Origin of the sequence: Dyadobacter sp. CY312 (genome assembly GCF_021390535.1) — a bacterium.
Classification (GTDB): Bacteria; Bacteroidota; Bacteroidia; order Cytophagales; family Spirosomataceae; genus Dyadobacter.
This window is the reverse complement of sequence record NZ_JAJUXG010000009.1, coordinates 103,586-119,686: the sequence shown is the minus strand read 5'-3', so window position 1 is coordinate 119,686 and position 16,101 is coordinate 103,586. Positions and strand designations below refer to the sequence as shown.

The window sequence follows — 16,101 nt, the reverse complement described above, 5'->3', positions numbered from 1 at the left end:
AGGATCAGGTGAGTTCTATGCTTAACATCACTTCATACTCTCGTTCTGTTTGTACTATATTTATTTCGTGGCGATCAGGGTAGATCATTTCCAATCGTTTACGCGTATTTACCAAACCAATCCCGGCGTTTTTTGAATCCGATTTTGGGGAAGCAGATTCATTGCTGTCAGGAAGGCTGTTTTGCACTGTGAAGTATAACTTGCTATCCTCAATTACTGCCGAAACGTGCACAAAAGATTCTTTTCTACTCAGATTTACACCATGTTTGAAAGCATTTTCCACAAAGGATATGAGCAGTAGAGGAGCGATTTTGTAGCCTGTTACAGTGCCATCCATAGCAAATGAAATATCGACCAAATTTTGAGAATGTCTGTACTTTTCCAGATCAAGGTAATTTTGGATGTAAGCCATCTCATCTTCTAACGGGACTTTTTCTTCATTTGCTCCATAAAGACTGTAACGCATCAGATCGGAAAGTTTTAGCACGATATCTGAGGCTTGCTCATCCACATCTACGGTACGAGTATAGATGCTATTCAGTGTATTGAAGAGAAAATGCGGGTTGATTTGGGATTTTAGAAAATTTAGTTCGAGGGAGAGGTTATCTCTTTCGAGGGTTAAATTCTTTTTCTGTATAGCCAAAATATCGCGAAATGCTTTTATCGCTAAATACACGGTTACTATTTCAAAACTGAAACCGAAATGCCAAAAAGCCACCCTGCTACTTGTGAAACAGCCTAACCAGCCTGCTTTTTCAATTAAAAGGGTATGAATTTTTACAAGCCATAAGTCCTTTGGTCCATTTGGTTTAAAAGCATCGCTATATGGTAATAATACATTTATGGATAAATAGTTACTCCAATAAAGTACTAAAAAACTAGCTGCTAAAATTAAAATAAAAGGGATTATTTTTCCCGGATATAGAAATTTCGGAAAGACAAAAAGACTAAAAAAATAGTAAATAAATAGGGTTTGAAGAAGGACTAATAAACAAAAATAATTATTAATCAGTTGATTGTCATTTAAATAGGGGCCAACTGCAAAATATTTACTAATAACCCATGTAAGTACTATTAGCAAAAAGTGGGAAGCAAATTGGTGGTATCTTTTGTTATTTGAGATATAGTGCTCAATATATTTACCCTTTACCATTAATAACTCATTCATTTCTCTACTTTTTTAACCTTTGCATCACTGACTCTCTATACGTAATCCCAATATCCACCTTCTTCCCATCCAGTGTTGTTATTTGATTTCCATCAATTTCCCTTATTGTATTGATGCGGATAATCGAAGAACGGTTTACACGCAGGAACTCCGTTTCAGGTAGCACACTTTCCATTTTTGCCATTGTGCTGTGCGTCACAATTACCCGATCCTTTAAATACACCTTAATATAATCCTTCATGGCTTCAACAAGTAAAATTTCACCGGGCAGGATTCGTAGCAGCTTTTTATCTTCTTTGATAAGAATAAAATCATTGGTTTCCTTTCTTATAACCTGGGACGAATTGATTGGCTCAGTTTGAGATAAGTTCTCATTTTTGTCAATTGCTGTCTGGCCGTGTAATTGTTCACTCACCTTGACCATTGCCTTCATAAAACGCTCAAAAGATGTAGGTTTTAGAAGGTAATCAGTGACCTGGCGCTCGAAACCATCTATGGCGTATTGAGGGTAAGCAGTAACCATGATGATTTTTGGAATATGGCCATTCAAAGTCCTGATGAATTCAAAGCCAGTCATTTCAGGCATTTCTACATCCAGAAAAATAAGATCAGGTTTGGTTACCTGGACCTGAAACAACGCGTCTACTGCATTACCAAACTCACCGACTATTTCCAGAAATGGAACCCTTGCTGCAAATTTTTTAATGAGTTCCCGGGCATCTGGTTCATCATCAATTACAAAACATTTAATAGTTTTACTCATCTGGTGATTTCGTGTATTCGTCTGCAATTTTACTTCTATTGAGCGAAATGAGTTATTAATCAGTCGAAAATGTTTTAAGCCCTTGGTATGATCCGCTTATTTTGAAGACAGCATTTAAGAAAACCACTCGTAAATTTTAAACTTAATTCATCTAAAAATGAAACACATTGAGCTTACCGAAAAATCAGGAACGGTGCAATTATATGGATTTGTCGTGTCAATAGCCCTGTACCTCGTACTTTTAACCCCTTTTGAAAAGCTATATGGAAAGACAGCCGGGATCGGAGATAAACCCGCATTGGTGTGGATCGGGGTTCTTAGCGTATTTCTTTTGGGCATAGGAATTCATGAGCTCATTCATTACCTGACAGCTATTTGGTATGGACGTATAAGTCTTACCGATGTGAAGTTAGGAATCAAATGGAAAACTTTGACTCCTTATTTTCATAGTAAAGTACCTGTTTTGGCGAAAAAATACCGGGTGATAACGGTCATGCCACTGGTTGTAATGGGGATTGTTCCGTATATCATTTCGATGTTAATAGGGAATGGGTGGGTTTTGGCATTTGGAATCGTATTCATCTTGACAGCATTTGGCGACCTGTTTATTCTTTGGTTAATGCGACATGTTCCCGGGGACCAACTTGTTCAGGATCATCCCGATAAAATTGGACTAATTGTTTTGAGTGAGGAATGAGCTATAACATTTTATGTTTTTACTCATCTGGTGATTTCGTGTATTCGTCTGCAATTTTACTTCTATTGGTCGAAAAAAGGTGCTTGCTTGTCTAAAAAAAATCCGCACCGTCCTTCCGTGTGCTTATTTCGTTGCATCAATCACAATTAATCACACGGAAACCATGATAGCTACCAACATCATTTGTCTCATTCATTTTCTTTATCAGGTTCTCGAAGTCGCCTTTCAAACCTTGGTCAGTAATTGAACCGGGTTTGTCATTAAATTGGTTTGGCTCAACCCAAATTTTGGGTTAGTGACGTAAAAATAGTTTTAATTTACAGCAGTACTTCTAAAAACAAACAAACCTGACATGCAGCTAACAATACAAAACCTCTCCAAAACTTACGACAACGGAGTTAAAGCACTGAATGACATTTCTCTGACGATCAATAAAGGTCTGTTTGGCTTATTGGGACCAAATGGCGCGGGGAAATCTTCTCTGATGCGAACGATATCAACCTTGCAGCAACCAGATGAGGGCTCCATTACCATTGGGCCATTGACAAACGGAAACACAATTGATGTGCTTACTCAGGCTGACGAAGTTCGTAAAATACTGGGTTATCTGCCACAGGATTTTGGTGTATATCCTAAAATTGGAGCCGAGGTTTTGCTTACGCATCTTGCTCAGCTGAAAGGCATTGGCAACGCAAAAGAACGTAAGGAAGTGGTGGAGTCATTGCTGCATAAAACAAATCTTTACAATGTTCGCAAGAAGGATTTAGGAGGCTATTCTGGCGGTATGCGCCAGCGTTTCGGTATTGCTCAGGCTTTACTTGCCAATCCCAAACTGATTATTGTGGATGAACCAACAGCGGGTTTGGATCCGGCTGAACGCAACCGCTTTCTTAATTTACTGAGTGAATTGGGAGAGGAAGCAATTGTGATTTTGTCGACACATATAGTGGAGGACGTTAGAGAGCTTTGCCGTGATATGGCTATTATCAATAAGGGCAGTGTGGTGTACAAAGGTCATCCGGAAGAAGCCGTTGAAACAATAACCGGACAGGTTTGGCGCAAAAAAGTATCACGCGAGGAGTTGGAAACGTACAAGACAAAATATACGGTTATCTCCGACCGAATGATTGCCGGAGAGCCTGTAATCCACGTTTTGAGTGAAATTGGACTGGAAGCAGACGGATTCAGACCTGTGGAGCCGACGCTTGAAGACGTCTATTTTGCCAAACTGCACGAAGTAGCAATACTGGCTGTTTAGTTTTCATTTTCCTATTTTCTTACGACAACTTCTATTATTATGTGGAAACATATAGCTCTTTTTGAGTGGCAATACCGCCGCAAGCGCCCTGCTACGTATTTATATTTTGGTATTTTGTTTCTGATTTCTTTTCTGTTTGTAGCCACAGACGCCGTGGAAATGTTTTCAGGTGGACAAATTAAGCAGAATGCAACGAGTGCGATTGCAGGCCTAACAAGTGCAATGTCCCTGATTTGTATATTTGTTATTTCCGCCATAATGGGCGTTTCTATTGTCAGAGACTTCGAACATCGCACCGAGGCATTATTTTTTACAGCGCCTATCGCCAAAGTTAATTATCTCTTTGGGCGATTCTTAGGCTCATTCCTAATCCTTTTATTGGTATTAACAGGCATTCCGCTAGGATTAATGCTTGGTGAATTTATGCCGTGGCGTGACGCCGATAAACTATTGCCATTTCGGGCTATGTCCTACTGGAATCCTTTTGTTCTTATCGTGATATCCAATGCATTCATTATGGGAAGCATATTTTTCATGGTAGGGGCATTGAGCAGGAGAATGATTGTGGTGTTTACGCAAGGCATGATGGTATTGCTGCTTTATCTTCTTTCCATGAGTTTGGTTGGAAAGCTGGATAACAAAGAGTTTGCAGCTATTTTGGATCCAATGGGAATGGCGGCCAGAAGTTACACAACCCAATACTGGTCTATTGCAGAGAAAAACGCATCTCTGATTCCATTCAGCGGAATTTTTCTGCAAAACCGGTTGGTATGGTTAGGCTTGGGTTTGCTCGCTCTGGTTGCAACCCATTTGTTTTTCACTTTTGATCAGGTTAAAGATGGTTTTATTAAAAAGAAAGCAGCTCTGGATAGGGAAGAAAAACCCTTTAAGTCATCTTTACTGAAACCAAACCTTGTTTTTGGAGGTATGCAGGAAGTTAGAAATGTGTTTTCGATGGCCATTTTCTACTTTCGTAACACAGTTCTGGATATTCCCTTTATCTCTTTGGTATTATGTGGTTTAGCTTTTTCAGTGTTTTCTGTATTTCAATCCGGAGATTTTTATGGAGCCAAGTCATTACCTACCACATATTTCATGCTGGATAAGCTTGGCATGTTGACAGGCGTATTCGGGTTCATTATCATGGTACTCTATGTTGGCAATCTTGTTTGGATGGAGCGGGACAAAAATTTTGATCTCATACATGACGCGATTCCGAGAAGCCAGGGAAGTGTGTTGTTAGGAAAATATTTTGGCCTTGCGTTGACATTCATTCTCATGTTCGCGGGTGCTATTCTTATAATGGTGGCATTACAGGTAATACTTGGGGGAGCAGATCTGGTACGATGGGATGTGTATATTAAAACACTATATGGAGAGAGTCTGATAAGCATGCTGATATGGATGATGCTAGGTTTTTTTATTCAAGTGATTGTCAACAATAAGTTTGCCGGTTATGCCCTACTAATCATTGTGTTTATGTCCAACGATATGCTTTCGTATCTGGATGTGGAGCATATCATGGTGAGATTTGACTCCGGAAGCCTGGCTACGATTTCTGACATGAACGGTTTCGGAGATTCTGCGGTAAAATATGGTTGGTTAAAAAGTTATTGGGGCGCATTGTCCATTATACTCTTTGTTGCTGCCATAGTATTGTCTGTGAGGGGTTCGGAGGAAAAACTCACGCTGCGCTGGAAAACCGGAAAATACAGGATAACCAGATCCCTGACTTTGTTGGGCATCACAATGTTGGCAATTTTTGCGAGTACAGGTGCATATGTTTATTATAATACAAATGTTCTGAATAAATTCTCCATTTCGAAAGAGGAAGAGAAAGATCACGCGAATCATGAAATTGCCTTAAAGAAATATGAAAATATGGCGCAGCCTAAAATTACAGAAATTAGTCTGGCTGTGGATCTTCGGCCAGAAACCAGAGATTTCTCTGCAAAAGGTTACTATATCCTTAAAAATAAAACTTCTGAAAGTATTAAGGATATTCACATTCACATTTATCCCGATGAGGATGTTGAGTTGAAAGGATTGAGTTTTAGTGTAGTTGCAAAGGAGGACAAGCAGTATGCCGACAAATTTAATTATCATATTTATCGCCTGGACAAGCCAATGCAGCCGGGAGATAGTTTGAGAATGGATTTTGATCTGGATTATGAGACCACAGGTTTTAAAAATGGCGCATCGAATCCTTCGGTGGTTTTTAACGGTACATTTATAGATAATAATTTCTTCCCTCACATTGGCTATTCAAGTAGTATGGAGCTTTCGGAAGATGATAAACGCAAGGAACAAGGATTAAAACCAAAAGAAAGGTTACGCCCTCAGACGGATCCAATTGCGGTAAAGCAGAGCGTCATTTCCGGGGATGCGGATGAAATTAAATTCGAAATTACAGTCAGTACTGTTCCTGATCAGATTGCTCTTGCTCCTGGATATCTGACCAAAAGCTGGAAACAAAAGGATTCAAACGGTAGTGAACGGCAATATTTTAAGTACCAAATGGATGCGCCAATGGCTAACTTCTATACAATAGTATCAGCAAGATATTTGGTGAAAAAAGAAGTTTATAAGGGTATCAATCTTGAAATCTATTATCATCCGGGGCACGAGTACAATTTAAACAGAATGATGCAGGGGATGAAGGCAAGCCTGGATTATTATCAGGATAACTACGGCCCTTATCAGTCCAAACAGATGCGGATTATGGAATATCCCCGTTATAGGGACTATGCGCAGTCATTTGCAAATACCGTACCTTTTTCTGAAAGTATGGGTTTCATGCTGGATATTAATGACAAGAACGATATCGATGTGCCATTTTATGTTACTGCTCACGAAATGGCTCACCAGTGGTGGGCACATCAGGTTACCGAAGCGTCAGTGCAGGGAGGAGCTATGTTATCAGAATCCCTGGCAGAATATAGTGCTTTAATGGTTATGGGAAAGGTTTATTCTAAGGAAAAGATGCAAAAATTCCTTGAACATGAATTAAATAGCTATTTGAGAGGTCGTTCCGGGGAGCGGAAAAAGGAGCAGCCATTAAACAAAGTTGAAGGACAGGCCTATATTCATTACTACAAAGGAGCGCATGTGCTGTATGCCTTACAAGATCAGATTGGAGAATCAACTTTGAACAGTGCATTTAAATCCTACCTCCAAAAATGGAACGTTGGTAATCTGGAAAAAAACGGTCGTTATCCTGTAACCTCAGATCTAATCACAGAAATCCGAAAAGTAACTCCTGATTCGTTGCAATACCTGGTGACAGATCTTCTTGAAACCATTACGCTTTTTGATAACAAGGCTGATAAGGTTACGGTAAAACAGCAGGGCAAACAATATGCAGTTACTCTGGATTATTCGGCGCAGAAACTACGGGCGGATAGCCTTGGTAATGAGACTCCGGTGAAACTGAATGACTGGGTTTGGATTGGGGTGTTTGGTAAAGATGGAGAGAAGAAAGACGACAAGCTTCTGTATTATCAGCGGTACAAAATCAACAAGGAAAAGGGTAGTGTAACGGTGATGGTGAAAGAAAAACCAACCAAAGCAGGCATTGATCCCCTGAATTTATTGATCGACAGACACGTGAAGGATAATGTAAAAGTGGTTGAGTAAAAAAAAGATTTGCCACGGAAAGCGATTTTCGTGGCAAATCGTTACCCAAAAATTGATGTTTGTCGCGATTTGCTACCAAACTATTTATCACAAACAATTTATACACTGAAGTAATGTTTGTTCATTTCAAACAACTATCTATCAGCTTCCTACGATTTATTCTAGATCCCCAAAGCCCTGAGTACCCTCAAATTTCCAGAAAACAAAAGCTTGTTGATGTCGGGTTTTACTACGGGATTTTAGCTGTATTAGGTGGTAATATTTTATGGCAAGTAGTTGAAATCTTAAAGGAGCAAAACCTATTTAATTCTCTGGTTGAAATTGACTTGGGTGATAAAGTTTGGTTTCATGTCCTTTCTGCGATCATTGCCGCACCAATCTTTGAAGAAGCAATTTCTCGTTTATTTTTAGGTTATGTAAGGTACAAGCCCTATTTCAGGTGGATGTATTATTTATCAAGCTTGCTTTTCGGTTGGGTTCATATGTTCAATTATGATTACGATCAGAGTCATTATCTGTATATACCAGTCATCACTGCCGTTCAGACTTTTATAGGTTTTTTGTTGGGTTATGTGCGAATAATTTATGGATTTTGGTACGGAGTAATACTTCATGCGATATACAATTCGGTCATGATCCTTCAATTATACTGGCTCGGTTTCTGACAGTAACTGAACATCGAAAAGTCATCTGTTTAGAATACCAACAAAATCTCTGTCCCTTCTCCTTTTTTTGAATTAATTAAAACAGAAATCCCGTGATTGCTCAAAATTTTGTGCCCAATGGCCATTCCTAGTCCGTTGCCTTTGATTCCGGCTACGTTGTTGCCTCTGTAAAATGGTTCGAAAATATGGTTGAGATCGCTGTCCGAAATACCTATTCCCTGGTCGCGGATGGTGAGTGAAAGTCTGTTGTCATCGCTTCTCAGGATCAGATCCACAGGTTTTGAATCAGAGAATTTCGCAGCGTTTTCGGTCAGATTGTACAGTGCCATATATATCTGCGTTTTTACACAATTGAATTCCAGTAACTGCGAGTCTTCCTCTTTCAACTGCCAATTGAGGTTAATCCTTGTCGAGGAATAATCCGAAGCCAGCTGATCAAGCACTTCCCACAGTATCTCATCGATACGTTCCGGCTGCATTGGTTCTTTTTTATCCTGTTCCAGTCCGGAAAGCACCAGCAGATTTTGCAGGATATTTTCCAGTCGTCCGGCATCATTCAAAACACTGGCACTTACATTTTTGTATTCGAGAATTTGTCTGTCTTTCTGTAACAAAACTTCCAGATTCCCTACAATAGAAGCCAGCGGGCTTTTCAATTCATGGGAAGCGTGGCTGATAAAATTCTTCTGTATTTGAATGTTCTGGTAAACTTTTTCCAGAATAGTGTTGAACTCCTTAAACAGGTCTTCCAGTTCGTCGTGTGTTTCAGGGTAGGAGAGCTTATGTTTTTGACCAGTCATATCAATCGTTTTCACCTGATCTATAATATTCCGGATCGGTGAATAGGCTATTCTGGACAAGGTGTAACTTAGAGTGATGATCACAATCATGCCGAGCAGCAATGCGATGAGCAGGATTTTCACTAATTCTTTTTCCTGAATTTCCAGTGTAGGATTATTGGCTTTAATAATCACACTGAACGAGCCCTGATTATCCCTGTAATAGATCGCGTAGTAAAATGAGTTTCCTATTTTGAAACTATAATGGCTTTTTGCCCGAATGGTTTTCAGGATTTTAAGCGTAATGTTACTGTCGGGATCGGCTTCGCCGTAGTGGATTTTTCCTGTTTTATCATAAAGCCGTATCTCCTGATTAGCGGTTGCTGTGAGGAATTTCTTTTCGATACCACGGTATTCACTGGAACTCAGTTCATCTTCTTCCAGGTAGAACATTGCAGTTAGCGACGCCGTGCGGGCGAGTTCGTCAAAGAAAATACGCTCCGCTGATCCGATAAAGTTGAGGTAGATCAGGACAGAGGAAATAGTAAAAACCAGACCAAAAACCAGTGAGGAATTCAGTGTCAGTTTGTGCTGTATCTTCATTGGGTATCGGTAATCATATAACCGCGGCCTTTCACAGTTTTGATCAGTTTATCAGCAAAATCGCTGTCAATTTTCGTTCTCAGGTAGGAAATGTAAACGTCCACTACGTTGGTGTAAGTGTCAATATTTGTATTCCATACGTTGCTAAGGATTTGCGTCCGTGTCACAATTCTATTCTTATTTTCCAGCAGGTATATGAGCAGTTTGAATTCCTTGGCCGATAACTGAACGACCTTTCCTGCACGCTCAACCAGGTTTGATCCCATATTTACAATCAGATCCCCGCATTCAAGCAGCTGGTCTTTGGAGTAGTGAAGCTCGTATCTCCGGCGCAGCGCGTTTATTCTGGACAATAATTCGGAAAAATGGAAGGGCTTTACAAGGTAATCATCCGCGCCAAGATCCAGTGCCTTAATTTTGTCTTCTGCCTCTCCCAATGCACTCAGCATCAATACAGGTGTGGTAATTTTCTTATACCTGATAAGCTGTGCCAGTTGAAGGCCATCAATATCAGGTAACATTACATCCAGAATAAACAAATCCCAGGGTTCGGCCTGAATAAGATCCCGGGCCTGATAGCCATCGTTAGCCAGCTCCACCTGATAGCCTGCCTCGGTTAATCCTTTCAGCAAAAAGCTGCTGATACGTACGTCATCTTCAACAATAAGTATTTTCATAGTTTTTAAATCCGGCACAAGTTAGCAAAGGATGCCGGAAAATGTACCAAAATGGCATTGTGGAAGGAGACGGTGACGCTATTTTTTTGTCGGATTTTGATAATAGTAATTTGCAAACGAAACGAATTGTTTCCAGTCGTAGGGTGTGAGGTCGTGTTTGCCAGTACGGTTGTGATAGCCAAGCGGAGGTTTCAAAAACGGGGTGTCCAAGGGTGGCGGATTGTCGGGCAGGCGACTTTTTAATTGGTATAAAGCATAAACAGGTTCTGCTTCTTTCATTGCCAGAAAGGTACCAGTCGGGTCTGCCCAAAGGTCTTCGGAGGCGTTGGTGGCATACACGGGACGTGGCGCTATACTTGCAATAAGCATGTGTTGATCAACGGGGAGCTCCTTTTCATTGTCGTTGAATTTCTTATAATTGTTGTTAAACCAGTGCGGAAAGGATTTGTTAATGATAGCAACAGTTTCGCCAAACCACCGCTTTGAGAGCGCCGCCCCGGTGCTGCCCGAATTATTGGTAAAACACATAGCAAAACGTTGATCCTGAGCCGCGGCCCACAATGAAGCCTTACCACCTCTGGAATGTCCCACAATGCCAACTTTCTTTGCATCAATGTCCTTATCTGTTTCAAAATAATCCATCACCCGACTTGCTGCCCACGCCCATGCTCCAATAGCTTTCATGCCGTTATCTGCCTTTAATTGCTCAGGATACAGCCGTAGTACGCCGTTTTGATACGTATTTTTATCATCTGGCGCAGCGTCACTCACATGAAACGCCGCAATGGCGTAACCCGCTGCAATCACATCTTCGGCAGGCCAGAATCCGCTGACAGTTTCTCTTGTCGGCGAAGTGTTGCTATGAGGCCGGTTGTTGATGAGCACAAATGCAGGAGCTGGCTTTTTCAGGTTCAGGGGTATAAACAGAAGCAGATTGATCAATACTGATTCACCGTTGTTTGTCACCTTTATTTCTATTTCCTTCAAATGTGCTTTGCCGCCCATAGCACGTTTGTTTTCGTTTTTGAGCTTAAAATCTATCTGTTCAAATTTCTTTGGCATTTGTCCATACACGTGCTCTTCAAATAAAGAAATGATCTCGCCTCTGCGCTCACTTTCCCAATCTTTTACAGTGTTAATCTTTGATCCGTTGTTAGATTCAAGGATTTTAGGAAGTGTGTAAGAACCCACTTTGCTCTCATCGTAATTCTGAGCGCTTGCCAGACATGAGAAAAGCATAACACCTATAAAAAGACTTAATTGTTTCATATGATGGTGTGTTGACTGGTAAAATATGAAATGATGGATAACCTGAAACTGGATATTAATCGGGTGGTAACCAACAAGCACTAACGCAAACATTGAGCTGATAACCAATGGCTAATTACTTTTAGCTATGTTAAGAAAAAACGGTTGCCTGAAATTTTACTTATCTGAAAGCCAAATCTGTGCATATTTCTGCCAAAATCCGATCACATCGAAACAGGATAATTTGCTATTTTTATAGCTTGCTACAATTTTATATATGATTCATCAAAATTTACTATTAATTCTTGCGCTGTTCTTTGCCATGGCGCTTTTGTATTTGTTAAGTCAGAGGCTTAAAATTTCCTATCCGATTCTATTGGTTATAGGCGGGTTGATCATTTCGCTTTTTCCGGCAGTTCCCAACATCAGCATTGATCCCGATATTGTATTTCTGATTTTCCTTCCGCCACTTTTGTTTGAGGCAGCATGGTACACTTCCTGGAATAGTTTCTGGAAATGGAAACGGTCTATTTTGTCCTTAGGTTTTGGGCTGACTTTTGTGACTTCACTCGCGATTGCCTACTTCTCAGTCAGTATCATACCAGGTTTTACATTGGCTTTGGGATTTCTGCTGGGTGGTATTATTTCCCCACCCGATGCCGTTGCTGCGGCTTCCGTTTTAAAGGGTATGAAAATGCCAAAACGTGGTTTAACTATTTTGGAAGGTGAAAGTCTGGTGAATGATGCGGCTTCTCTTACTGTATTCCGATTTGCACTGGCTGCGATTCTGACTGGACAGTTTGTGTTTCAAAAAGCAGCTTCCGACTTTGTTGTGTTGTCTCTGATGGGCGTTGTAGTCGGAATCGCCATTGGTCATGTCCTCTATTTTGTACTACGCTATCTCGCCAAATCATCGAGCATTACCACGCCCATTACCCTCATCGCTCCATATTTGATGTATCTCGTAGCGGAAGAATTTCACTGGTCGGGTGTATTGGCTGTGGTGAGCGGCGGGCTGTTTCTTTCATTCCGTTCCGCCGACTACCTCAATTACCATACCCGGATTCAGACCAAAGAAGTATGGGAAACGGTTGGGTTTTTGCTGAATGGTTTTGTTTTTATTCTCATCGGTTTGGAGCTGCCTGTCATTGTTGAAAGTCTTGGTGGGTATTCCAAATGGGAGGCCATAGAATACGCTCTAATCATTTGTGTGATCGTTATTGTGCTTCGCGTGGTGATGGTGTATTTATCAACTTTTGTTCCGCGCTTGTTTTCGCCGGGTATTCGTGCAAGAGAGAAAAATCCGGGTTGGAAATTGCCGTTCATTGTTGGTTGGGCCGGAATGAGGGGCGTCGTGTCGCTGGCTTCTGCGCTGGCCATTCCGCTCACTCTCGAAAACGGGCAGGAATTCCCGCACAGGAACCTCATTTTATTCATAACGTTTGTTGTCATTCTGGTGACGCTGGTGTTTCAGGGACTTACTTTACCTATATTTCTCCGAATACTCAAAGTAGAAGAAGTTGATGATTTTCAGCCGGTTGAGGAGCAGGTGGAAGCAATCAGGTTGCAGCTTGCGAAGGAGTCTGTGAGGTACATGGACAAACATTATGCAAAAGAAATGGCCGAATACGAAACCATCGCCAGGGTAAAAGAGCAGTTGCTCAGGAGTATAAAAGCTACTGAAAAGGCTGCTGCCGAAGACAGTAAACTTGCATTAGGTTCTGTTCGGCAGTTGTATCGCGATATCATGCTTGAACTGGTGGAACAACGGCGGAATGGTCTTGCTAAAATTGTACTGGAAAAGAAGTACGACGATGGCATCATCCGAGATATGGAACACAACCTGGATCTTGAAGAAGCGAGGTTGAGAAAGCAGTAAAACGGATTATTTTCTGTAACTGAACAGTGTGTTGGAAATTCAACTTTTTAGATTCTCCTGATGTTTCCATAATTCCTGGAAGACATCACTATTTTGTTTCAGCGATATAAATGTTCCTTCGTCCATCACATGGCCGTTTTGCAAAACGTAGACGTAATCGAATTTGGACAAAAGATGTAGTCGGTGTAATGTGGAGACTACCGCTTTACCCTGAAACTGGGCGAACATTTTATCGTAAATCAGTGATTCTGTTTTGGGGTCAACACTGCTGGTGGGTTCATCAAGCAGAACAATGTCGCTCGACCTTGCCGCCAGTACACCTCTGGCGAGTGCCAGTCTCTGTTTTTGTCCGCCCGATAAATTCACTCCCTTTTCCTGAATATTGGATTCCAGGTGGTTTGGCAGTTTGGTAAGCACATCAGAAAAATGAGCGGTTTCACAGACGTCCATAATTTCTTCCTGGCTGAAAGGAAGACCAAGTGTAATGTTATACAAAATGGTATTTTCAAAAATCTCCGGATCCTGAGGGAATAGGGTAACGGTGTCTGCCAGCATTCCCATGTGCGCTTCTGTGCTACCGTCCACCGTCACTTTAACCTCTTTTTCAGGCTGATACAAACCCCGGATAATGGCCAAAAGTGTACTTTTCCCGCTACCACTTTCTCCGATCAGTGCGATGCGCTCTCCCCGTTTAATCCTGATATGCAGTCCGTGCAGACTATGCGAGGCCGATTGTTTGCTATAAGTTTGCCCGTGAGAGAAGTTAAGATTCGAAATCTGTATTTCTTTCCAGTTTTCAGGAAGGGGCACTGTGGCCTCGGGAATGTGCTGATGATGATAAGCTTCACTTATACTTCTTGCAGTTTGCACTTCGGTATTGTATCGGATGATTTCCGTGTACTGCCATGCAACATCCTGAAAAACGCTGGTGAACTGATTGACGTAACCAAGCAGGGTAACCAATCCGCCGACGAGAAAAACCTCACCCGGAATTCGGTTTTGATAGATATAACCTACCGTGACCACTACATAAATGATGGATATGCAGATGCTGGCAACAAACCATTTCCATTCATTGATGATCACTGTTTTGCGAAATGGCGGGAAGACTTCCGCGATCTTTTGCATGAGACCAGCTTTCATGCGTTTTTCCAGTCGAAGCGTAATCACAGTGATGATGTTAGACAGACTGTCAAACAAGGTCGATGAGACAACATGTTCCCTTTCATTGGTTTCGTCCAGGGCTTTGATGAAAGGTTTGTCGAACAGAAATATAATTCTCATCGTAATGATGCCTATCACAATACCAATACTTCCGTAAACTGGGGAAAACCAGACAATAGCCAGGAAAGAAAAAACGAATTTGGCAAAAGCATGAAGGAACATAAAACCATTCTGGAAGAAGTCACGCAGTGCTTCGTAGGCTTTCCTGATGCGGTTGATCGTCGAACCGCTGTGGTGATCCTGATGCCATTTGGTCGGCAAATGTAAAGCCTGATGATACATTTCATCCAGGAAATTCCTGCTTAGATCAAAAGCCAGCTTACGTTCCATTACCCTCGCCGGGCCATGAAATGCCCATTCTCCCAAAGTCAGGGAGAAATATCCTGCTGCATAAAGCCAAACGTTATCAAGGATAGCCTCTGGATCACTCTGAATCGATTGAATGAGCCAGCCGAGTAGGAGTGGATGTAAAGCAAGAACAATATTGGCAAAAATAAACAGACCGTAAACGAGGAGATACTGCTTGCGCTGGCTTCTGGCGTAACGCCAGGCGGTTGACAATAAAGAGATATATGGATTACGCATGAAATCGGTTTCAGGCTGCAAAGATAAATAAACGGTGAATGGATTGATGTTGGTAGTCGGGTCTTAATGATTTGATATTAAAATATTCAACAGTAGTTTTTTGGGTAAAGCTTTCTTTAATTGTGCAGACAATAGGACGCTTATCAGGATTTAACCAAAATATTAATCTGAGATTTTTTATGAAACAAATAATGCGTTTTTCCGGAGTTTTGAGTTTAGTGTTGCTCGGTATTTTGAGTAAATCATTCGCACAGGACGGTTGGGTTTCGATCTTTAACGGGGAGAATCTGGATGGCTGGAAGGTGGGCAACAATGCAAGTTCGTTTTCGATAGTTGACGGAGCCATTCAGGTTGCCGGACCAAGAGCGCATTTGTTTTATGATGGTCCTGTAAAGAATCATATGTTCAAAAATTTTGAGTTCAAAGCACAGGTGATGACCAAACCTGGCGCAAATTCCGGAATATATATTCATACAATATATCAGGAGGATGGCTGGCCTTCACAAGGTTATGAAGTGCAGGTTAACAACTCTCATACAGACTGGAAACGTACAGGAAGTCTTTATGACATTGTTGATGTGAAAGAGACCTACGCAAAAGACAACGAATGGTATACCGAATACATCAAGGTTGAAGGAAAACACATCACCATCATGATTAATAACAAAGTTGTTGTGGATTATGAGGAGTCTGACGCAGACAAACGGTCGGTTGATGGAAAAGGAAGAATATTGAAAAGTGGTACTTTTGCTTTGCAGGCGCACGACCCGAAGAGTGTGGTTTTATACAAAGACATTAAAGTGCGTCCGTTGACGGAGTAAAAAATATTAAAGGGTTTTAGATATGTCCTCAGAAGAAATAGAAACCAGATTCAAGGAATTGCAGAGAGGTCACAACTGATCAGAGAGGAAGCGGCTGA

Annotated in this window: 12 protein-coding genes; 6 read left to right on the top strand and 6 right to left on the bottom strand. The window is 41.2% G+C overall.

Going from position 1 to position 16,101, the window contains the following annotated elements:
* Window positions 1-4 precede the first annotated feature (4 nt).
* The gene (locus tag LZG71_RS13605) at window positions 5-1,168 is read right to left on the bottom strand and encodes a sensor histidine kinase (RefSeq protein ID WP_233821174.1); all 1,164 of its coding nucleotides are present in this window, start codon (window positions 1,166-1,168) and stop codon (window positions 5-7) included.
* Window positions 1,169-1,172: 4 nt separating this feature from the next.
* On the bottom strand, window positions 1,173-1,931 hold the full coding sequence (locus tag LZG71_RS13600) for a LytTR family DNA-binding domain-containing protein (protein WP_233821173.1): 759 nt from the start codon (window positions 1,929-1,931) through the stop codon (window positions 1,173-1,175).
* A 157-nt stretch (window positions 1,932-2,088) separates the two neighbouring features.
* Between LZG71_RS13600 and LZG71_RS13595 the strand changes: the two genes are divergently transcribed.
* The 4 genes from LZG71_RS13595 (at window position 2,089) to LZG71_RS13580 (ending at window position 8,187) form a co-directional block, all read left to right on the top strand.
* Window positions 2,089-2,628 (top strand): DUF3267 domain-containing protein, encoded by a 540-nt coding sequence (locus LZG71_RS13595; protein WP_233821172.1) that lies wholly within the window; start codon window positions 2,089-2,091, stop codon window positions 2,626-2,628.
* A gap of 352 nt (window positions 2,629-2,980) precedes the next feature.
* The gene (locus LZG71_RS13590) at window positions 2,981-3,886 is read left to right on the top strand and encodes an ABC transporter ATP-binding protein (RefSeq protein WP_233821171.1); all 906 of its coding nucleotides are present in this window, start codon (window positions 2,981-2,983) and stop codon (window positions 3,884-3,886) included.
* 39 nt (window positions 3,887-3,925) lie between these two features.
* Entirely contained in the window at window positions 3,926-7,522 is a 3,597-nt protein-coding gene (locus LZG71_RS13585) for a M1 family aminopeptidase (protein ID WP_233821170.1), read from the top strand.
* 113 nt (window positions 7,523-7,635) lie between these two features.
* Window positions 7,636-8,187: a CPBP family intramembrane glutamic endopeptidase gene (locus tag LZG71_RS13580; protein WP_233821169.1), complete on the top strand. Its 552-nt coding sequence runs from the start codon at window positions 7,636-7,638 to the stop codon at window positions 8,185-8,187.
* A 29-nt stretch (window positions 8,188-8,216) separates the two neighbouring features.
* Here the strand turns inward: LZG71_RS13580 and LZG71_RS13575 are convergent, their stop codons facing one another.
* The 3 genes from LZG71_RS13575 to LZG71_RS13565 all read right to left on the bottom strand — a co-directional run bounded on the left by LZG71_RS13575 (window position 8,217) and on the right by LZG71_RS13565 (window position 11,515).
* Entirely contained in the window at window positions 8,217-9,569 is a 1,353-nt protein-coding gene (locus tag LZG71_RS13575) for a HAMP domain-containing sensor histidine kinase (protein ID WP_233821168.1), read from the bottom strand.
* Entirely contained in the window at window positions 9,566-10,246 is a 681-nt protein-coding gene (locus LZG71_RS13570) for a response regulator transcription factor (RefSeq protein WP_233821167.1), read from the bottom strand. Before LZG71_RS13570 ends, LZG71_RS13575 begins: the two co-directional genes overlap by 4 nt.
* A 78-nt stretch (window positions 10,247-10,324) precedes the next feature.
* On the bottom strand, window positions 10,325-11,515 hold the full coding sequence (locus tag LZG71_RS13565) for an acetylxylan esterase (protein ID WP_233821166.1): 1,191 nt from the start codon (window positions 11,513-11,515) through the stop codon (window positions 10,325-10,327).
* 256 nt (window positions 11,516-11,771) lie between these two features.
* Between LZG71_RS13565 and LZG71_RS13560 the strand changes: the two genes are divergently transcribed.
* Complete coding sequence (locus LZG71_RS13560) at window positions 11,772-13,373, top strand: Na+/H+ antiporter (protein WP_233821165.1); 1,602 nt, start codon at window positions 11,772-11,774, stop codon at window positions 13,371-13,373.
* A 39-nt stretch (window positions 13,374-13,412) separates the two neighbouring features.
* Here LZG71_RS13560 and LZG71_RS13555 read toward each other — a convergent pair whose 3' ends face one another.
* Window positions 13,413-15,182 carry an ABC transporter ATP-binding protein gene (locus LZG71_RS13555; protein ID WP_233821164.1) on the bottom strand — a complete coding sequence of 590 codons (1,770 nt, stop codon included), beginning with the start codon at window positions 15,180-15,182 and terminating at the stop codon, window positions 13,413-13,415.
* Window positions 15,183-15,361: 179 nt separating this feature from the next.
* Between LZG71_RS13555 and LZG71_RS13550 the strand changes: the two genes are divergently transcribed.
* On the top strand, window positions 15,362-16,003 hold the full coding sequence (locus LZG71_RS13550; RefSeq protein ID WP_233821163.1) for a DUF1080 domain-containing protein: 642 nt from the start codon (window positions 15,362-15,364) through the stop codon (window positions 16,001-16,003).
* The last annotated feature ends 98 nt before the right edge of the window (window positions 16,004-16,101 follow it).